The sequence below is a fragment of the Priestia megaterium genome (assembly GCF_009497655.1).
GTDB lineage: Bacteria > Bacillota > Bacilli > Bacillales > Bacillaceae_H > Priestia > Priestia zanthoxyli.
Genome location: NZ_CP023317.1, coordinates 2,987,825 through 3,007,294 on the forward strand (window position 1 = coordinate 2,987,825; position 19,470 = coordinate 3,007,294).

Consider the following 19,470-nt stretch of genomic DNA (forward strand, 5'->3'; position numbering starts at 1 on the left):
TTAGACTTAATGATGACTTTTACTGCTGCGTTTAAAACTTTGATTAGCTAACGTAGACAAATAGCGGTTTGCTAGATCAAAAGATTGCTGGTCGCACATTGCCCGATATTCAATCATTTGAATCATTTGCTTAGATAAATGCATCCTGACGCTCCTTTCACCTATATTTTGAAAGGAGCGTACTATCCGCTGTTATAGAAAACGACCACGATTACACCATCCTCTCTCTTAACGCTTACGAAGTTAGCTGACGGGTTCGGGTCAAGAAAGTAACCCTACTCAATTAAGAGATTCACCCCTGATAATTGGGTCCTCCGCTCTTTCCTTCTCTTTCAGAAAAGACTCAGCGTTTCACAGTGGAACGTTTCATGAGAGTAATCTTACTCCTGTTAAAATTTACTGTCAACAACATTTTTTGAAATTTTAAAAGCTTTATTTTTCTATATTTATTCATTATTTTAAAATAATAATTCCAGAAGAAAAAAAGCGTTCTTATCGAGGAGATAAGAACGCTTTTTTTAGCTCATTTTCTCAATTTCATTTACAAGAATTGAAATAGCATCCGTTTTTGTTGCTTCACGCATTGTACGCTTCATTGTACTTGCCTGCTGCTGAAGCTCACTTACTTCACGTAAAAACAATTCTTTTGTTAACTGTTCTTCTTCTACAACCATACAGTAGCCTTTTTTCTTAAAAGATTGTGCATTTAAAATTTGATCTCCGCGACTCTGTGCTTTTGATAAAGGAATAATCATCATCGGTTTATGAAGAGCTAAAAACTCAAAAATGGCATTGGATCCACCGCGTGTAATCACATAATCAGTTGCCGCTAGAACATCAGGAAGCTGTTCGTTTACGTATTCTAACTGACGGTATCCTGACTCTTTTTCAAGGCTTGTATCAATATTGCCTTTTCCGCAAAGGTGTACAATTTGGAATTTCTTTTGCAGTTCAGGCAAAGACTCTCGAACGATTTCATTAATACGGCGTGCTCCTAAACTTCCGCCCATAATCGTTAAAATGGGGCGCTTATCATAAAAGCGTAGCCAGCTTTCCCCGTTCGCTGCGCTTCCGCTAAATAGCTCTTTTCGAATAGGTGAACCAACAACCTGCACTTTTTCTTTTGGAAAGTAGTTTGCGGCTTCATCAAAAGAAGTAAAAATTTTAGTGGCAAATTTCTGCGCAATTTTATTTGCCAGTCCCGGTGTTAAATCACTTTCATGAATGAACACGGGAATGTTTAAAGATTTAGCAGCCATTACCACAGGAACTGTGACGAAACCGCCTTTTGAAAAAACAAGAGAAGGCTTTAGTTTTTTCAGCACGCGACGTGCATCGCCAACCCCTTTTGCTACTCGAAATACATCTTTTACATTTTCCATATCTACATATCGACGCAGCTTCCCGCTTGAAATCGCATGATATGGAACGTTTAATTTTGTAATTAATTCTTTCTCAATACCATTGTGAGAACCGACATAATGGATATCCCATTTTTCACTGTCTAATTCTTTCATGATGGCAATGTTTGGCGTTACGTGCCCCGCTGTTCCGCCTCCGGTAAAAACGATAACTTGCTTACTCATTTTTTCTTCCTCTCTTTGCATCACTTAATCGATCTGTTTTGACATCAATTTTTATCTAATCTTTTTAGCATGCAATCTGACATGTAAAACGATGGTTTTATTATAGCATTTTTCTTTTTACATATGTATGATAAGGCGTATAAAAGCATGCTATACTTTTCATAAGGAGTGATGATAATGAACAAATCTGTACCTGCAGTAAAAGGTGACACAGTGGATTCCGAAACGCGCTGTACGCACTATCATACGGATAAAGATATTATCGCAATAAAATTTTATTGCTGTCATACATATTATCCATGCTATCAATGTCATAACGCACATGCGGATCACGACATTAAAAGATGGCCAACATCTATGTTTAATGAAAAAGCTATTCTTTGCGGAGTATGTAAACATGAGCTCTCAATTAATGAATATTTAACCTGTAACTCGACTTGCCCTCACTGTCGTTCTTCTTTTAATCCCGGATGCAGCCTGCATGGACACATTTATTTTGAACAAAAAAGCTGAACAAAATATCGTTCAGCTTTTAAAATAATTGCTCATCTATATTGATAATGGAAGGAAGCAGACCTGGGAACAGTTCCTCAAGTTCTTCTAAACGCAAGGAATAATAGTGCTGCGTACCTTCTATACGTAGTTTGATAATTCCAGCTTCGCGAAGTACTTTAATATGATGTGATAGCGTTGATTTTGATACATTTAATTTTTGATAATACGAACAGGTCTGCTCCTTTCTTGTCGCTAAACACTGTACAATTCGCAGCCGGTTAGGATCACTCAACGCATGTAAAATAGGCGTTAATTTAATTTCAGATTTCGGTGGTTGATAAGGTTTTCTCATGCTTAAAATATAACACAGCTTCTTTTGTGTATCAATGTTCGATAACTTTCGAACTAAATTCCTTGCACTGTTATTTAATCGGTGTTATAGTTTCATTGTTCGATGATATTCGAACTTATCTTCATTTTAATCGTAAATTGAATGAAAGATTAAAAACAAAACAAATAATATAAAGCACCATCATTATTAAAGGAGGAATCATCCATGATTCATTTACAAGCTTCAATGAAAGTTAACCCAGCAAAAAGAGAAGAATTTTTAGAAAACGTACAAGAACTAATTAAGCATTCTTTACAAGAAGAAGGAAACAGCAACTATCAACTATTTGAAGATGCTTTTACACCTAACACATTTATGATGATTGAAGAGTGGAAAAGCGAAGAAGCAATTCAAGCACACAATAAATCAGCTCATTTCCAAAGTTTTGTAGCATTTGCTCAAACTGGCGTACTTGTAGCACCTTTAGATGTAAAAACATTACAAGGCTAAAAATAACTTCTTTGAAAGGATGACGCATCATGAATGAAGCAATTCGTACAATTCAAGATCATCGTTCTATCCGTCAATATACAGACGAAGCAGTAAGCGACGAGCATTTAGATACAATTATTCAATCTGCTCAGTCAGCCGCTTCTTCTATTAACGGACAGCAAGTAACTATTATTAGCGTCCAAGATAAAGAAAAGAAGAAAAAGCTTTCAGAGCTTGCGGGCAACCAAGCGTGGATTGACCAAGCTCCTCTATTTTTAATCTTTTGTGCAGATTTTAATCGTGCTAAGATTGCAGCTGAGCTTAACGATGCGCCTCTTGGCGTAACCGATGGGCTTGAGTCAATTTTAGTGGGGGCAACCGATGCTGGAATTTCTTTAGAAGCAGCAACAGTTGCAGCAGAGTCACTCGGTTTAGGTACAGTACCAATCGGCGGAATTCGCAGAAAGCCACTAGAAGTCATTGAACTCCTAGATTTACCGGAATACGTATTCCCAGTAAGCGGTCTTGTCATTGGACATCCGGCAGATCATTCTGCGAAAAAGCCTCGATTACCACAAGCTGCTGTGCACCATCGTGAAAGCTATAATCATGACTTAAAGTCATTGATTCAAGACTATGATGCTGAAATGGCAGAGTATATGAAAAAGAGAACAAACGGTGCAGATGACCGCAACTGGTCACAAACTGTATCCGCTATTTACAAAACCATTTATTATCCAGAAGTTCGAGCGATGCTTGAAAAACAAGGATTTAAATTCGAATGATCAAAAGCTGCGATAAACATCGCAGCTTTTTTTATCTACTTTAACAGCGTCTTGAATAGACTAAAAGTAATACTCGATAAATGAGGTGTTTGGATGGAGTTTATTTTAATTTGTAATTTTCTTTTAGGTGCAACGGCAGCGCTTTTATTGATACCGGCTTTTACAAAAAAGAACACCCTTCACGTGACTTTGCTGTCTCTCCTTTTCCTCCTTTCAATTGTTCCAACCTTTCTTCTCGCTAATCCACATATCGGCGTTTTACCTTGGGCTATTCGAGACGGTCTTCTATTGTTTTCCGCTTTCCTTTTCTTTTATCTAACCTTCACTTTAAGCAGATGGAAAACACTTTTGTTTTTTCTTCTCCTTTTACTGTCAATTGCTCCTCTTGCCTACGTCGTATATGATGACTTCACGCATACGTATATAGATGCCAATATCGGACTTGGCCTAGGCTTTTTATTGACGTGGCTCTTAACAACCTTGTACAATATTTTGGCTATTCTTCGATTTTTCCGTCAGAAATCTCAGTAAACACGTTAAAAGTTAACAAACAAACGAATAGTTGATTTTATTTAGTATACGCTAACAACTGCACAGTCCTTCTCTTTACATAAAGCTGTGTATACTAAAAAAGGAGTGATACTTGATGAAACGACTATTCGTAATGGTAGCAGTGATTGCCTTCTTGGCACTTAGCCGCATGTTAGTATTTGCCGCTGAAACACCTCCTGCTGCAGATGAGCGACCAGCTCAAAATGCAGAAGTTCGTATCGTTCATGCTTCACCGGATGCTCCAGCTGTAGACATTTTTGTGGATGACAAAGCTTTAGTAGAAGGAGCAAAGTTTAAAGATGTCTCCAACTCTCTGCCTTTGTCAGCTGGTTCTCATAAAGTAGAAGTATACGAAGCGAAGACAAAAGGAACAAAAGATTCCATCATCGAAGCTACCCTTGTTGTAGACGGTGGAAAATCGTATACAGTAGCCGCTGTAAATAAAGCCGAAAATCTTGAACTGCAGGCTTTCACGAATAATAAGCAAGGGATGGATGGAAAAGCAAGCTTACGTGTTGCTCATTTATCTCCTGATGCTCCTGCGGTAAACGTAGGTCCTAAAGGGGCTGCTCCTTTATTTAAAGATCTGTCTTTTAAAAGCATTTCAGGTTATCAAGTAGTAAATCCGGGTTCGTATGATTTATCTGTTTCCACAGCAGACGGAAAAGAAATACTAAGTCTTCCTGGAACAAATCTTCAAAGCGGTAAAAACTATACGGTTCTCGCAGTAAATACTGCTGATAAGCTTGAGACCATTGTTTTACAAGATAATTAATTAAAAAAACGTCATTTCAATTGAAATGACGTTTTTTATAGACTGCGCTGAATGAATTCTTCTTTTTTGTACTCATAGGTAGAAATATCGTTCCACAATCGTTTTGAAAGCTCGTATTTCATACCTTCATATTTTTTTCTAGCACGTTCGCTCGAGCGTAACTGCTCCCTGAAATTAATTCGTTCATTCCAGTAAGGTGATTCACTGACCGTTACGTACACATGACTTCTTCTAGCATCATGTGGAATGAGCTTACGAGCATTCTTAGCGGTCATAATTGGAGGGTAATGTGCAGCTGGAACGCCTTCTTTTAATAAGACGAACATCTCTTTTTCCGCTACGTATACGTGAGATTTATTTTTTAATATAGCGCGCACTTCATTTATGTCTTCTTCGCGTTTGACGCCGATTAAAATATCAACGATTGGTGAACCTGCCAATCCTGGAACGGACGTGCTTCCAATATGTTCGATGTCTACTGAAAAATCTTTTAGTGTATTAAGTAACGCTTCTTTTTCCATTTGATACAAAAGCGACCACTTTGTTTCATACTGAACAATCTTTCGCATATCAGTTTCCACCCTTTCACTTTTTTATACTGTACCATGTTTTAAAATAAAAAGAAAGAATTTTCTAACTATTTACTTTTTGTTTATGCTATGAACTTTTCCATCGATATAGACAGGCTTTGTATTATTTTATATGTTTTTGTTGTTTTTATTCTGAATGTTTCATAATTGTGGATGTTTCCTCCTCCAAAAGATAGATACTCTTTTATGTGCTATCTCTCCTCTATCATATTCACATTCAGCTGCTTTATACTATTTTACATTTTTTCTAGTATAAAACATGTCCTCAAAACATCGGTGAACAAAGGACTATAGACCTTTAAATGCCCTTAATATCCCTACATTTCACCTTTGATATAATTATATTTTACATTAATGTAAAATTTTATCGTTAAGGATGGCAGATAGTTCAAATTCATTATACAATTGAAATTCGACATATAGTATGATGGATAATATCGGCATTATGAGATAATAGTAGATTTAACTCAAAATTTTGGGCTATTTGCCGATATATGCTTTGTATACTAATTAACTTATGTTGAAATTTGTAATTTGCAAGGAGGAAAAAATGAATAAAAAACATGTCATGTACACAGCCGTTTCTTCTGTTCTTTTAAGCTCTTCATTGCTTTTGCATTCGATTGACGCAGATGCAGCTGAATCGGCCAAAGTAACTGCTACATCGTTAAATGTACGTGCAACGCCTAGTACAAGCGGCGCTATCGTTGGAAAAGTAACGAAGGGAAACACCGTTAATATAGTAGATGAAAGCAAGGGATGGGCTAAAATTACGTATAACGGTAAAGAAGCTTGGATTTCATCTCAATACATAAACAAAACACAAACAAACAGTACGTCTACGGCAAATTCGACATCCAAGTCAGCCGTTGTTAACGCCAGTTCATTAAATGTTCGCTCTTCTGCGAGCACAAGCGCGTCTATCGTGACGAACTTATCCCGAGGTTCCAAAGTAACGGTGGTAAAAGAAAGCGGATCCTGGTCACAGATTAAAACAGCATCAGGTCAAACGGGCTGGGTAGCGAGTCAGTACCTACAAGCAGGCTCCGGTTCTTCTACACCGACTAGTAACTCGGGTTCTACAACATCCAAGTCAGCTGTTGTTAACGCTAGCTCATTAAACGTTCGCTCTTCTGCGAGCACAAGCGCATCGGTCGTGACGAACTTATCCCGGGGTTCCAAAGTAACGGTGGTAAAAGAAAGCGGATCCTGGTCACAGATTAAAACAGCATCAGGTCAAACGGGCTGGGTAGCGAGTCAGTACCTACAAGCAGGCTCCGGTTCTTCTACACCGACTAGTAACTCGGGTTCTACAACATCCAAGTCAGCTGTTGTTAACGCTAGCTCATTAAACGTTCGCTCTTCTGCGAGCACAAGCGCATCGGTCGTGACGAACTTATCCCGGGGTTCCAAAGTAACGGTGGTAAAAGAAAGCGGATCCTGGTCACAGATTAAAACAGCATCAGGTCAAACGGGCTGGGTAGCGAGTCAGTACCTACAAGCAGGCTCCGGTTCTTCTACACCGACTAGTAACTCGGGTTCTACAACATCCAAGTCAGCTGTTGTTAACGCTAGCTCATTAAACGTTCGCTCTTCTGCGAGCACAAGCGCATCGGTCGTGACGAACTTATCCCGGGGTTCCAAAGTAACGGTGGTAAAAGAAAGCGGATCCTGGTCACAGATTAAAACAGCATCAGGTCAAACGGGCTGGGTAGCGAGTCAGTACCTACAAGCAGGCTCCGGTTCTTCTACACCGACTAGTAACTCGGGTTCTACAACATCCAAGTCAGCTGTTGTTAACGCTAGCTCATTAAACGTTCGCTCTTCTGCGAGCACAAGCGCATCGGTCGTGACGAACTTATCCCGGGGTTCCAAAGTAACGGTGGTAAAAGAAAGCGGATCCTGGTCACAGATTAAAACAGCATCAGGTCAAACGGGCTGGGTAGCGAGTCAGTACCTACAAGCAGGCTCCGGTTCTTCTACACCGACTAGTAACTCGGGTTCTACAACATCCAAGTCAGCTGTTGTTAACGCTAGCTCATTAAACGTTCGCTCTTCTGCGAGCACAAGCGCATCGGTCGTGACGAACTTATCCCGGGGTTCCAAAGTAACGGTGGTAAAAGAAAGCGGATCCTGGTCACAGATTAAAACAGCATCAGGTCAAACGGGCTGGGTAGCAAGTCAGTATTTACAAGCTGATTCCGGACAGTCTTCACAAACAGCCCAGTCGATTCAAATTACAAAAGCTTCAAATTTACGCAGTCAGCCGAGCTTAAGCGCGGGCATTATCCGTGTAGCAAAAGCAGGCGAACGATTCAAAAAAGTAGGCGAAACGAATGACTGGGTGCAAATTCAGTACTCTGCAAGTCAAACAGCATGGGTGTCAAAAGGGTTAACAGCTGCGGCTGGTTCTACAACTTCAGCTAGTTTGCCTTCCCCATCTGCTGCTTTAAAAGATAAAATTATTGTGGTAGACGCTGGGCACGGCGGATATGACCCTGGCACTTCAGGCAAGTCATCGATTGAGAAAAACCTAGCGTTAACAACCGCAAAACTTGTGGCAAGCCGCTTAGCTAATGCCGGAGCAAATGTATTTATGACGCGTTCAAACGATACTTTTATTTCACTGAGCGGACGTGTGAACGTTAGTGAAGCAAAGCATGCAGATGCATTTATCAGCGTTCACTATAACGCTTCTACTTCATCTTCTGCAAACGGCATCGCATCATTTTATTACAGTGAAGCTAAAGATAAAGAATTAGCAAAATACATTCAAGAAAGCATGGCTGAAAATGCGCCTTCTATGAAGGATATGGGGGTTCGTTTTGGAGATTATTATGTTACTCGAGAAAACAACCAGCGTGCTGTACTTCTTGAATTAGGCTTTTTATCAAATGCTCACGATGAGCAAATTGTTTCTTCTAATGCGTATCAGCAGCAAATATCTACAGGTATTTATCAAGGAATTGCTCGATACTTTGCAGCTAATAAATAATAAAAGCCCTCATAATGAGGGCTTTTATACTACCAGCTTGCTTTTTTAACACCTGGGATTTGTCCTTTGTAGGCCAATTCCCTAAAAGCAATGCGTGACATTTCAAATTTTCTAAGATAGCCTCGAGGGCGACCGGTAACGCGGCAGCGATTATTTAAGCGCGTTGGTGAAGAATCTCTAGGCAATTTTTTTAACGCTTCGTAATCTCCTTTTTCCTTCAACTCTTGGCGCAATTGCGCATATTTCGCTACTATCTCTTGGCGCTTTTGTTCTTTTACAACTTTTGATTTTTTAGCCAAACTCTTTGTCATCCTTTCGCTTTATCAATTTTTATTTGAAATACGTAATCATTACGATTTAATCGTTTTGAGCAAGTTACTTTTTAAATTTAATCATATTTTCTTCATTTTTTCAACTTGTTTGCTTCCACGCTTACATGTATCCTCTCTCCTAAACTGCTGTATAAACATAAATAAAATTGTATGTCAAATGTAATTAATTCCTTCATCTCCTATATCATACAAAGAGCCCTACATATTCCATTTTGTAGGAGGATTTGTATTTACAGATAATATTTCAATAATATTACAGTTCATTTACATATTAATAACTTCGACAAATTTAGCGGTTATCTAGTATATAATCATCTTAGAAATTCCAAAAATAATATTTTGTGTACTCAATAAAATATAAAAGTAAAGGTGATTAAAAAATGAAATCGACTGGTATTGTAAGAAAAGTAGATGATTTAGGTCGTATCGTAATTCCTAAAGAGTTAAGACGTGTTCTTGAAATAGATGTAAAAGATCCTGTTGAAATTTTTGTCGAAACAGATCGAATTATTTTAAAGAAATATGAGCCGAACGGTGCTTGTGCGATTACTGGTGAAGTATCTTCTGACAACGTAACAATCGCAGATGGCAAATTAACTTTAAGCCGCGAAGGTATGGAGTTATTACTTGAAGAGTTAAAACAACGTAATTTCTAATAAAAAGAAAAACAGTTGCATGTAAGCAGCTGTTTTTCTTTTTATTAAAGTTTTTTCTTCGCTTTCTGATTTTCAGATGCTATACTCAGAAGCGAATACATAATAAAGGAGCCTTTTATCATGACAGTTGAACAAATGACTCATCACTTTTTAGCACATCGAAACGTAACTAATGAATTAATCAACAAAATTGAAGCAGGTCACTACGAATACAAGCCTGCCCCGACATCTATGTCAGCTTTTGACTTATCTACGCATATTTTAACATCCTTTTATGCATTTGCATCAGTGGTAAAATCCGGTGATTTATCTCCACTTGGTCAAAAAGCTGATTTTGGCGGTAAGTCATTATCGGACCTTGCAGCTGAATATACGAACAAAACAGTAGACGTATTACGCTCACTTAGCGAAGATGACTTAAACAAGACCATTGACGCAACTGCAGCGTTTGGAAGAAAGCTTCCTGGAAGACAGCTTTTACAAATGGCCATTGACCATGAAATTCATCATAAAGGAAATTTATACGTCTACGTACGTGAGATGGGTCATACAGATCTTCCTCTATTTGTTCAGTTCGGTTAATGGTTATAAAATAGTTCGACTTGTAAGCGCCCAAGCTAGAAGTTTGGTGCGCTTTTTCTTTGGAGTTTTCGGCATAATAAGTAAGATATATGGTATAATTCTATCAATAACTTCATATCTACTATTCAAAGCTTGTTTCTTCTTATAAAACGATCGTCATCATCTTTTACAAAGGAGGAATCACTTCATGAGTCAAACTGTTAATCAACAAAAAATTGCTCAAGTGTATCATCTTCCGTTTGTTTCTTCATTTGGAGGAAGTGCTATGAACCTTCTTTCTCCTCAAGCTGGCGAACATATTTTAGATATTGGCTGTGGCACTGGCGAATTTATTTCGCAGCTCAATAAGCTTCATGTCCGTGCAACGGGTATCGATTGCTCTGAAAATATGATTGAACAGGCTCGTCATCAGTACCCGACTCTATCCTTTGAACAGTTAAACGCCCTTAACCTTCCTTATTACGAACAATTTGACGCAGTTTTTTCCAATGCAACTTTACACGATATCCGTCCCCCTCACCTTGTCATTAAAAACATTTACAATGCTTTAAAACCAAATGGCCGATTTGTAGCAGAATTTTGGGGAAAAGGAAACATGGACGAAATTTTCACAGAAATCATTCGTCAATTTAAAACGTTTGATATCCCTTATAACGATGTAGATTTCCCATGGTACTTCCCTTCTGTAGCTGAATATTCTTCTCTTTTGGAATCACAGAATTTTCAAGTCACCACGGCCATACACTACAGCCGGCCCCTCTTGTTAAAAGGGGAAAACGGCTTGCGTAATTGGCTCGAAACAAATGCAGCCCCTCTTTTTGCTCACGTGACGACAGAAACTAAAAATGTCCTCATTACGCGCTTAGAAAATCGAATGCAAGACAAACTATTTCAAAACGGATCTTGGCTAGCAGAAGCTAAACATATACGTGTACATGCTGTAAAACGAGATTAAAAAATGGACGTGATTCTATTCACGTCCATTTTCGTTAAAGTGCAGCCAATATCCTTTTCCTCGAATCACTTCGATTTCTAAATATGTTCCTATTTTTTTGCGAACCCGGTAAATCAGCGCATTCAGCTCTTCCGCTGCTACCAGAATTTCTCCATTTGACTCTACTCGTTCAGGCCAAACGCTTTTTTTTAATGCTTCTTTTGAAACAAATTGATTGTTATATTCTAGAAGGTAAGCTAAGCACGCGTATTCTTTATCTGACAGAATATACGTTTCCTCTTTTACTTTTACTTTCTGCAAAATTGGATCTAATGTGTAAAATGGCTTATTTATTTGTTTTAGCAAAGGTCCTAAATCGAGGGTTGCATCCATATCATCATTTCTAAATACTAAAGCTGCCTCCTCATTTGCTAAGGTAATGACATCCTGCTCTTTCAAGAAACGAGGGGTTCCAGGCTGTAACTCTTCTCCGTTTACTTTTGTCCCGTGTTTACTAAACAAGTCTGTAATGAAGAATGCGTTGCTTTCGTACGTTACTTCAAAATGCTTGCGTGAAATGTAAGCACTTTGAAAGGCCAGATAAGGCTCCCATTCTTCACTGCTTCGTCCGATAATACAAGCTTTATCTTTTGGAATAGGCACGGAAGCTCCTTCATCAAAAGGAGCACCGTTCCGAATAATCAACATACCGTTCATTGTTTGCTCACACTCTTTTTTAAAATTTTCTGACTCTTATCATGTAATTATAACACTCACATTTATTGAGATTTCTTCCAACTTTGGATAACATCATAGTATAGTCAGTTATATGATAAAGGTTGTTGCCATGTAAGTAAACCTTTAGAGCAGTCCTTTTCTAACTGAAAAAATACGTATTCTTTGCCCTGCTGTAACGTGGATACAATTTTTTTGTAAAATAATTTGTTTTTTAGTAACTTTGACATATGTTCTCTCTTTTTAAAGCGGAGTAAAATAGGAAAATACGTGAAATATTTACATAATGGAGGAAGACCAATGGGACGTTTGCCAAAAGATAGAGAAATTCAAGCGATTAAACGACGCGTTGCACTGGTATTGTTAATTATTGGATCATTTATTTTAACAGGTGCTAGCTTTAGCGTTTATTGGTTTATGATGTTAAAAATATAAGATTTTTTTATAAAATAAAGAAAAAAGACATGGTTTTGTTCCCATGTCTTTTTTAGGTTTATTCTTTCTCAGACACTCCCGCAGATTGAAACGTAGCCATATTAGCAATCATCAGCGAAGCCGAGTGCAGCAGCGGAAATGTAACAGCAGCTCCACTTCCTTCACCTAACCGAAGATTGAGGTTGAGAAGCGGTTTCTTGCCAAGAAGCTTCATTGCACACGCATGACCTTGTTCAACAGATTCGTGACTAGCAAACATATAGTCTCTTGCTTGTGTATTGATTTCTGTCGCCAGAAGAGCTGCAACTGTACAAATAAAACCATCTACTAAAATAGGAATACGGTGAGCAGCTGCCGCCAGCATAGCACCTGTCATCCCTGCAATTTCAAGCCCCCCTATTTTACTAATAATATCAATCGGATCCTGAGGGTTGATGTGCCTGTTTTGCAGCGCTTCTTCAATTACCTTCACTTTGTGGCGCAGTTGTTCGTCAGAAATCCCTGTGCCCATTCCTGCAAGCTTAGAGACTTTTTCTCCTGTCAATACAGCTAAAATAGCCGTGCTTGACGTAGTGTTTCCGATGCCCATTTCTCCCACAATCAAACATTTAATTCCTTGGGCAATAAGCTCTTCAGCTTCTTCATATCCGACTTGAACAGCCAATTCTGCCTCACTGCGCGTCATCGCGTCTTCTTTATAAAAACTTGCTGTGCCCAGCTTCACTTTGCGTTGTACAAGGTCCTTGTGGGAAAGGTCAGAAGCAATGCCGATGTCAATCAGTTTGAACTGGGCATCTATTTGCCCGCTAAACACGTTAATAGCTGCTCCTCCCTGCAAAAAATTCAGCGCCATTTGTGCCGTTACGTCTTGAGGATAAGCTGAAACTCCTTCTTTTACAATTCCATGATCGCCTGCAAAAACGAGGACTCCTGGCGGCGTGACTGTCGGAAAGGTTTCCCCAGTCATGGCCGCTAATTCAACTGCTATTTCTTCGAGCCTTCCAAGGCTTCCTATCGGTTTGGTTAATGTATCAATATAGCGTGCCGCTTTTTCGCCAGCGCTTGTTTGAAGCGGTGGAATATAAACGTTTATCATATGTACAGCTCCTTTATTTCAGCAAATGTCTACCGTTTAATTTAACAGGATTTTGTTTATTCTGGCTAGTCTTTTTTAAAGTAGATAATTGGATAGAGTTCCCAAGACTTAGTTATACTAGTAAGAGTTGCGTATAGGCAGTATGTTGAAAGGAAAGATTTTATGACAACGAAACAGCACAAAAAGGAAAAGGCAGGTCGGCTCATTTATCGCTACATTATGATGTTAATTGGAGCTTCCTTGGCTGCCGTTTCTATCGAATTATTTTTAGTCCCAAATTCCGTCATTGACGGCGGTATTATCGGTATTTCTCTAATTTTAGTTTACTTAACAAAATTGCCGTTCAGTCTTCTTATCATCATCTTTAATCTCCCTTTTTTATATAGTGGATACAAACAAATTGGTCGTAGCTTCTGCTTTTCATCTATGTTTGCAGTTGTTGCTTTATCCATTGTAGAATCTCAATTGCACCATGTTCCAGCTGTAACATCTGAACCGCTTCTTGCTACTGTATTTGGCGGGCTGCTGTTAGGAGCAGGTGTAGGAACGGTCATTCGTCACGGTGGAGCATTAGACGGAACTGAGATTTTAGGTATTTTATTAACAAAAAAAATCCCGTTTTCTGTAGGCGAATTTGTGATGTTTTTAAATATCTTTATTTTCGCTTGGGCAGGGTTCGTGCTAGGTTGGGAACAAGCCATGTACTCGATCCTTACGTACTATATTGCTTCTAAAACAATCGATGCGATTATTCAAGGGCTTGATGAAACAAAAGCAGCTTTTATTGTTTCAAATCACTATGAAGAGCTATCAGACGCTATTACGCATCGTCTAGGCCGCGGCGTGACGAAACTGTATGGTAAAGGCGGATTTGAAGGTACAGAAAAAGAAGTCATATACGTAGTTGTGACGCGTTTAGAAATTACCAAGCTTAAAACTATTATTTCTGAAATTGATCCACATGCATTTACAACCATTATGGATACCCAGGAAGCGCAGGGCGGCAAATTCAAATCAGCCATTCACTAACTATACATAAGCGTGGATTTCTCTGAGCATGCTAATAGCTGACTACCTGTAAAGGAGCTCACCACAATGAAAGAACAAATGTCCAACTTATTTCATCAATTAAAACAGTCGGTTTCCGATGTATCTGATAAGTTATATGACAAAGTACATACGCTGCAATCATCACCAGGAGTCAGTGTTTTTGAACTGTATGAATGGATTAAAGAAAATCCAAGCACAAGCGTACAAAAGCAAACGCTGCTCGGGATTTCGTACTCTTTCTATACACTCCACGCAGACGGCGTTTTTTTCTATATGGAAACGAAATATGATTATTTACTTTACATGACTATTTATAGTCCAACACGTCATTATTTCACCTATCATTCTTACAGAGATTCTTTATCAACAGTGACTCCCTTGACGTTTCCTATTACTAAATAATAAAAAGCTCCTCAATCGAGGAGCTTTTTTTATATGGTTATCTTCCTTTTCGGACTTTAAAGATAAACAGCGCAAGTAAAAAACCGCTCGTCGCAGTTACTATTTTCCACGCGTTTAAGATTGGATTTTTTTTCAAGGTCCTGCTCCTTCCTTGCGGCTATACTAAAAATAGGATGGCCGCCTTTCAAACAGCTAGTCCAACTTCCCCCTACTATTCATACCATCATCTAACATATAGCCCACCGACATTTTCATCAATTTCACTTTTCATACTATAACATATTTTTGCCATTTAGTAGAAGTCTTAAAAGTAAAAGCTGTACTTCTCTTAAAAAAAACGGTATTGAACCCCTTCATTTTCTTTACCGTTCATTTTTTGATAAAGGTTTTGAGCAACTTTATTTTCACTGCTGCACTCAGCGGTCATTCCTGCAAACTCATACTTTTGAGAATAGGCAAGGCAAATCTTAAACAAACGTTCACCAATTTTATTTCCTCTGTTTAAAGGAGATACGTACAAATCTTTTAAGACGCCTGTTTCTTTAAAATAATGGGTGCTCCACGATACGTACACCGTCGCAAAACCTACTAGTTTCCCTTCCAATTCAGCAACAAACTGGATACCGTAGGAAGGATTATTCAATAGACGCTTAATATGTAAAGTTAAAGCTTTCCGGGAAGGGTCAGGCTGCTCGCAGAATTTCACTATATATTCTTGCATTAACGTAGCCAGTCGCTCTCGATCAGTTTCAACCGCCTGTCGAATGACAACCATTTAATCACTCCTTTTAGCTCAACGCTCTTAACATAATTCGATAGCTATACTTTTTTTCCTTTCGTTTTCGTGAAAAGCTCCCTACTTTTACACAAGGGGATATTTAAAGCAAACAACCTTATACGGCTTATGGTTGAGGAGAGAAAATACGCTGTTTTAAAAAAAGGTTGCAAACAGCAACCTTTTTTAGTTAGCAAGCGCATAATTTCGTAAGAATAAACCTACGCAGCCGCTGATTACAATCAGTCCTCCTGCCGTTAGAAACGCCGCCGTCACATTTAGCGAAGCAACAGCGCCAAGCAGCAGCACCGAAAGCCCAAACGTCACATATGAAACGCTCAGCGTAGCGGAAAGCACCTTAGGAAGCTTTTCTAAAGGAACGGCCGTTTGTGTAAGCGTGTAAGAACACGTAGCGCTTATTTGAAGGGCAATGCCAATAGTAAAACTAAGTAAAAGGGAAAGAAACGGCACAGATATCACTCCGAACAATAATGTAAAGAAACCTGAAAAAAGACTGCCTAGTATTACGATATGATAAAGACTTCTCTCTTGCTCAACTGAAATCTTCAGCAAAACGAAACCACCAAGAACCGTTCCAACAAAAAAACTGCTGTTAATATATCCCCACCAAGCTTCATTTTTATTTAATATTTCTTTCACAAACACGTAGACAATAGCTGATGCCCAAACGCCGGCAGCCATCCCTTCTAAAACCTCCATGACTAATAAAACCCGCAGGCGCGGATAATGCCAAATTAGCTTCCATCCCTCTTTTAACCCTTGTTTTTGCTTTGTTTTAGAAGAATGAACGTTCATGCGAATGGCCTGCATGAATATGAGTGACAAACTAAATAACGAAAATGACAGCCATAAAAGGCCGGTAGCATCCCAGCTAATAATCAGAAAGCTTCCAAGCGGATAGGCTGCAATTTGAATCGTTTGATCCGTGACATTAAACATACTGTTCCATTTTAACAGCTTCTCTTTATCTACTAAATGAGGAAGCATAGAGCTTTGAACCGGAGCTGCCCACCCATCGAAAAAAGCAATAAGCGCCACGCAGCACAGCATGCTGATAAGCGACATATGCCACAAGAAAAACATAGACAAAACACTGGTTTTTAACAGCTGAGACACCACAAGAATACGCTTAGCTCTGTAGCGATCTATAAGAAAAGGCACCGTAAAACTGCTCAAAAACTTAGCAGCCGTAATGGTAAACGGAATGCATGAAAGCAGCACAGGAGAACTATTTTGAGCGTAAAGAATGCTTATTAACGCAACAATATATAATACATCTGCTAAATTAGCTTGGCTTTGACCAAACCATAAAAAAAGTACGGAACGATTTTTCACGACAATCCCTCTTTCTTTTTAGTATGACTGAAAAGAAAGAGAATCCTACACGTAATCAACCCCTTTATATAACGGCTTGCTTTTATCGACTTATTACAATCGTATGCTTTTTACAGAACACAACTTTTTTATATATTAAAAAATACAAACAGTTAAACAGTATGGTAAAAAATCAAGAAATTGTCGTGAAAACGAAGTTAGATTAACTATAGAATATCAGAGTTATAGAATCAATACTTTTTACATAATTTTCTTTTTTCTTCTTCTTTACTTCTAAATAACCTAAGCTTGTCATATACATAGATGGACGAGTACTCCCATTAAAATTTAACGTATAGGGTGAGGAATATTTTTTCGAGAGTGGTTTCGATTTGCTGTGGCAGCTTATTAATTGGACTAGGGCTAAACGGGTTTATTGCTCCGTATCACTTACTAGACGGTGGACTTATAGGATTTGGGCTTATCGTATATTATGTGTTTGGAACTCCTATCGGAATGTCCATTTTCTTTTTGAACGTACCTGTCTATTTATATGCTTTTTTTCGTCATCGCCAAAACTTTTTTTATGGAAGTATAGGTTTGTTTGTTTCTTTTTTTATGACAGAATGGCTGTCTATTCTCGAAGGCACGCTGGAGCTTCCTTTGATCTTTAGCTCATTGCTTGGAGGCACACTCGTAGGAATGGGAATAGGACTGATGCTTCGCTACGGCATCAGTTCGGACGGTCTGGATTTAATCGCTATTATTGTATCAAAAAAATGGAAAATCAATATAGGAATAACCATTTTTATCTTAGACAGTACGATTATGATAGTGGGCTTACATATTATCGGATTTACAGCTTTTTGCTACTCCATGCTTGTTATTACGATGAGCAGCATAATGATTATGCTCTTCACTTCTCCGCGATGGCTGTCTTCATAAAAAAAACGCTTGAAGTTTCAGCGTTTTTTTTATTTGTTTCCTACTATCATATTTATGTGATTGTGGAGAACCGTAATCGTTGAAGGTGTTGTCGTTTCTTTTTCTCCATCACAATCTACCGTTTTTTCAGGAGTGGTTTCAATATGGACTTCTTTTGTCCGAAAATGCATAAGGTTGCTTTCAGGGTCAAGCTGTTCCTCATCAGGAGTTGTTTGTAACCATGCCATAACCGGCTCGATTCCCATTTCTTTAATAACGAATACATCTAATAATCCGTCTTGAAATGAGCTGTTTCCTAGCATAGCGCGAGTTCCTCCTAAAAAAGGACCGTTCCCAATTAACACCATAACTGCTTCTCCTTCATAGGAAGCTTTTTCGCTCGTCATTTTTAATTGAAAAGGCTCTGCTTGATTTAACGTTCTACCTACGCTCATGTAGTAAGAGAGCTTACCAAATTTCTCTTTATTTTCTTCTAAAATATTTTCAGATACATCAGCTACGAGACCGATTCCCCAAAAGTTTAAAAAATAATCTTCGCCATGTTTTCCAACATCCACTGCTTCCGTCTGCTTTTCAATAATTTGCTCCACTGCTTTTAAAGGATTTTGATTCATTCCGATTGCACGCGAAAAGTCGTTGCACGTTCCTCCGGGTAAAATAGCAAATACAGGGCGTTGCTTCAGCGGAGCAAGAGCGTTGATCAACTCATAAATCGTCCCGTCTCCTCCTGCTCCAATAATGACATCCGCTTCGCCTTCCAATTTTCTTACCAGCTCGGCACCATCTCCAGGCTGCTCTGTTTTATATAAAGTAACCGCCTCAAATGCTGTGTTTAACCGATCACATATAAAGTCAATTTCATTTACTAATTTTTTGTTTCCTGCGTTTGGATTCAAAATCACTGCTGCCTTCATCTTTCTCTCTCCTCTATTCATATCTTCCGTTTCACCTTTTTTCCCTTTCTTTTGAAAAAACAAACCTTTTGAAATATGAACGTTTTATGAAACCATTCCAATAGTGCTTTTTTTACTTTCAAAACCTGCTATAATAATTTTCGGACTTGTATTAACAAAAGATGGTTATTGAGAGGAGCTTTCTATACGTGTCAATAAAATGTATGACGCAGCTATTTGCAAGTTGTTTTGTTTTTTTACTTTCCTCAGTCGCTACTTGGTACAACGGCTCTTCGATGCTTGAAGGACCTTTATCAGCTAGTTTGACCGGAGGGCTAACAAAGTCCTCGGCGGTTCATCACTATTCTCACATCGATTATTTGTTATATACAATTAAATTCCACCCTCAGTTTCCAATTATGATGATGGTGAGCGGGATTTATTTGATTGTATTACTATCTATTATTGGGTTCAAAAAGCGGTATGGATTGATTAGCTCCTGCTGTTTATGTATCACAGCTCTCTTATGCTACAGCAGCTATAAACTTTCACATACCCCGACCGAAGGTGAACACGCCATGATTACCTCTAGCTTAGCTGCAGCAAGTTTATGCTTAGCAGTCGGATTATTCTATTTATTAAAGCGATTTTATTCTCAAAAAGAATATATTTAACCATATGAAAAAAACGTCGGATCTA

The 19,470-nt window shown here is 38.5% G+C and carries 24 protein-coding genes and 1 riboswitch; of the genes, 14 read left to right on the forward strand and 10 right to left on the reverse strand.

The window, feature by feature from the left end; translation table 11 throughout:
- Positions 1–6: 6 nt before the first annotated feature.
- On the reverse strand, positions 7–144 hold the full coding sequence (locus tag CEQ83_RS15040) for a hypothetical protein (RefSeq protein WP_014459426.1): 138 nt from the start codon (positions 142–144) through the stop codon (positions 7–9).
- A 72-nt stretch (positions 145–216) separates the two neighbouring features.
- Positions 217–359, reverse strand: a riboswitch (cyclic di-AMP (ydaO/yuaA leader).
- Positions 360–518: 159 nt separating this feature from the next.
- On the reverse strand, positions 519–1,586 hold the full coding sequence (locus CEQ83_RS15045; RefSeq protein WP_028412762.1) for an undecaprenyldiphospho-muramoylpentapeptide beta-N-acetylglucosaminyltransferase: 1,068 nt from the start codon (positions 1,584–1,586) through the stop codon (positions 519–521).
- A 177-nt stretch (positions 1,587–1,763) separates the two neighbouring features.
- Between CEQ83_RS15045 and CEQ83_RS15050 the strand changes: the two genes are divergently transcribed.
- A complete protein-coding gene (locus CEQ83_RS15050) occupies positions 1,764–2,099 on the forward strand; it encodes a CHY zinc finger protein (protein WP_028412761.1) in 336 nt (111 codons plus the stop codon).
- Positions 2,100–2,118: 19 nt separating this feature from the next.
- Here the strand turns inward: CEQ83_RS15050 and CEQ83_RS15055 are convergent, their stop codons facing one another.
- Positions 2,119–2,433: an ArsR/SmtB family transcription factor gene (locus CEQ83_RS15055; protein ID WP_013083811.1), complete on the reverse strand. Its 315-nt coding sequence runs from the start codon at positions 2,431–2,433 to the stop codon at positions 2,119–2,121.
- A gap of 204 nt (positions 2,434–2,637) precedes the next feature.
- Here CEQ83_RS15055 and CEQ83_RS15060 point away from each other — a divergent pair, with 204 nt between their 5' ends.
- From CEQ83_RS15060 to CEQ83_RS15075, 4 genes are all read left to right on the forward strand, one after another.
- On the forward strand, positions 2,638–2,922 hold the full coding sequence (locus CEQ83_RS15060) for a putative quinol monooxygenase (RefSeq protein WP_013057729.1): 285 nt from the start codon (positions 2,638–2,640) through the stop codon (positions 2,920–2,922).
- Positions 2,923–2,951: 29 nt separating this feature from the next.
- Entirely contained in the window at positions 2,952–3,689 is a 738-nt protein-coding gene (nfsA, locus tag CEQ83_RS15065; RefSeq protein WP_028412760.1) for an oxygen-insensitive NADPH nitroreductase, read from the forward strand.
- A gap of 93 nt (positions 3,690–3,782) precedes the next feature.
- Complete coding sequence (locus tag CEQ83_RS15070; RefSeq protein ID WP_028412759.1) at positions 3,783–4,220, forward strand: hypothetical protein; 438 nt, start codon at positions 3,783–3,785, stop codon at positions 4,218–4,220.
- A gap of 115 nt (positions 4,221–4,335) precedes the next feature.
- Positions 4,336–5,016, forward strand: a complete 681-nt coding sequence (locus CEQ83_RS15075; RefSeq protein ID WP_033580604.1) for a DUF4397 domain-containing protein — start codon at positions 4,336–4,338, stop codon at positions 5,014–5,016.
- 35 nt (positions 5,017–5,051) lie between these two features.
- Here the strand turns inward: CEQ83_RS15075 and CEQ83_RS15080 are convergent, their stop codons facing one another.
- Positions 5,052–5,585, reverse strand: a complete 534-nt coding sequence (locus tag CEQ83_RS15080; protein ID WP_028412757.1) for a GrpB family protein — start codon at positions 5,583–5,585, stop codon at positions 5,052–5,054.
- 571 nt (positions 5,586–6,156) lie between these two features.
- Between CEQ83_RS15080 and CEQ83_RS15085 the strand changes: the two genes are divergently transcribed.
- Positions 6,157–8,601: an N-acetylmuramoyl-L-alanine amidase family protein gene (locus CEQ83_RS15085; protein ID WP_194273195.1), complete on the forward strand. Its 2,445-nt coding sequence runs from the start codon at positions 6,157–6,159 to the stop codon at positions 8,599–8,601.
- 29 nt (positions 8,602–8,630) lie between these two features.
- Here the strand turns inward: CEQ83_RS15085 and rpsN are convergent, their stop codons facing one another.
- Positions 8,631–8,900: a 30S ribosomal protein S14 gene (gene rpsN, locus CEQ83_RS15090; RefSeq protein ID WP_028414364.1), complete on the reverse strand. Its 270-nt coding sequence runs from the start codon at positions 8,898–8,900 to the stop codon at positions 8,631–8,633.
- Between the two features lie 413 nt (positions 8,901–9,313).
- On the opposite strand from rpsN, the gene CEQ83_RS15095 reads away from it, so the two are divergent.
- The 3 genes from CEQ83_RS15095 to CEQ83_RS15105 all read left to right on the forward strand — a co-directional run bounded on the left by CEQ83_RS15095 (position 9,314) and on the right by CEQ83_RS15105 (position 11,126).
- Entirely contained in the window at positions 9,314–9,589 is a 276-nt protein-coding gene (locus tag CEQ83_RS15095) for an AbrB/MazE/SpoVT family DNA-binding domain-containing protein (protein ID WP_013057736.1), read from the forward strand.
- Between the two features lie 120 nt (positions 9,590–9,709).
- A complete protein-coding gene (locus CEQ83_RS15100; protein WP_028414365.1) occupies positions 9,710–10,171 on the forward strand; it encodes a DinB family protein in 462 nt (153 codons plus the stop codon).
- A 187-nt stretch (positions 10,172–10,358) separates the two neighbouring features.
- The gene (locus CEQ83_RS15105; RefSeq protein WP_028414366.1) at positions 10,359–11,126 is read left to right on the forward strand and encodes a class I SAM-dependent methyltransferase; all 768 of its coding nucleotides are present in this window, start codon (positions 10,359–10,361) and stop codon (positions 11,124–11,126) included.
- Between the two features lie 15 nt (positions 11,127–11,141).
- Here the strand turns inward: CEQ83_RS15105 and CEQ83_RS15110 are convergent, their stop codons facing one another.
- A complete protein-coding gene (locus CEQ83_RS15110) occupies positions 11,142–11,822 on the reverse strand; it encodes an FHA domain-containing protein (RefSeq protein WP_028414367.1) in 681 nt (226 codons plus the stop codon).
- A 288-nt stretch (positions 11,823–12,110) separates the two neighbouring features.
- Between CEQ83_RS15110 and CEQ83_RS15115 the strand changes: the two genes are divergently transcribed.
- The gene (locus tag CEQ83_RS15115) at positions 12,111–12,275 is read left to right on the forward strand and encodes a hypothetical protein (RefSeq protein WP_155017376.1); all 165 of its coding nucleotides are present in this window, start codon (positions 12,111–12,113) and stop codon (positions 12,273–12,275) included.
- Positions 12,276–12,333: 58 nt separating this feature from the next.
- Here the strand turns inward: CEQ83_RS15115 and cobT are convergent, their stop codons facing one another.
- Complete coding sequence (cobT, locus tag CEQ83_RS15120) at positions 12,334–13,371, reverse strand: nicotinate-nucleotide--dimethylbenzimidazole phosphoribosyltransferase (RefSeq protein WP_028414368.1); 1,038 nt, start codon at positions 13,369–13,371, stop codon at positions 12,334–12,336.
- A 162-nt stretch (positions 13,372–13,533) separates the two neighbouring features.
- Between cobT and CEQ83_RS15125 the strand changes: the two genes are divergently transcribed.
- Together CEQ83_RS15125 and CEQ83_RS15130 are read left to right on the forward strand one after the other, a co-directional pair.
- Entirely contained in the window at positions 13,534–14,400 is an 867-nt protein-coding gene (locus CEQ83_RS15125) for a YitT family protein (RefSeq protein ID WP_014459409.1), read from the forward strand.
- 66 nt (positions 14,401–14,466) lie between these two features.
- The gene (locus CEQ83_RS15130) at positions 14,467–14,823 is read left to right on the forward strand and encodes a hypothetical protein (RefSeq protein WP_013083823.1); all 357 of its coding nucleotides are present in this window, start codon (positions 14,467–14,469) and stop codon (positions 14,821–14,823) included.
- Between the two features lie 328 nt (positions 14,824–15,151).
- Here CEQ83_RS15130 and CEQ83_RS15135 read toward each other — a convergent pair whose 3' ends face one another.
- Both CEQ83_RS15135 and CEQ83_RS15140 read right to left on the reverse strand, forming a co-directional pair.
- Positions 15,152–15,598, reverse strand: coding sequence for a GNAT family N-acetyltransferase (locus CEQ83_RS15135; protein WP_028414370.1), 447 nt, complete (start codon positions 15,596–15,598; stop codon positions 15,152–15,154).
- 186 nt (positions 15,599–15,784) lie between these two features.
- Complete coding sequence (locus CEQ83_RS15140; RefSeq protein ID WP_028414371.1) at positions 15,785–16,954, reverse strand: MFS transporter; 1,170 nt, start codon at positions 16,952–16,954, stop codon at positions 15,785–15,787.
- A 360-nt stretch (positions 16,955–17,314) separates the two neighbouring features.
- Here CEQ83_RS15140 and CEQ83_RS15145 point away from each other — a divergent pair, with 360 nt between their 5' ends.
- Complete coding sequence (locus CEQ83_RS15145; protein ID WP_028414372.1) at positions 17,315–17,878, forward strand: YitT family protein; 564 nt, start codon at positions 17,315–17,317, stop codon at positions 17,876–17,878.
- Between the two features lie 29 nt (positions 17,879–17,907).
- Here CEQ83_RS15145 and CEQ83_RS15150 read toward each other — a convergent pair whose 3' ends face one another.
- Complete coding sequence (locus CEQ83_RS15150) at positions 17,908–18,792, reverse strand: diacylglycerol/lipid kinase family protein (RefSeq protein ID WP_028414373.1); 885 nt, start codon at positions 18,790–18,792, stop codon at positions 17,908–17,910.
- A 188-nt stretch (positions 18,793–18,980) separates the two neighbouring features.
- Between CEQ83_RS15150 and CEQ83_RS15155 the strand changes: the two genes are divergently transcribed.
- Positions 18,981–19,445: a DUF4306 domain-containing protein gene (locus tag CEQ83_RS15155; RefSeq protein WP_223260182.1), complete on the forward strand. Its 465-nt coding sequence runs from the start codon at positions 18,981–18,983 to the stop codon at positions 19,443–19,445.
- The last annotated feature ends 25 nt before the right edge of the window (positions 19,446–19,470 follow it).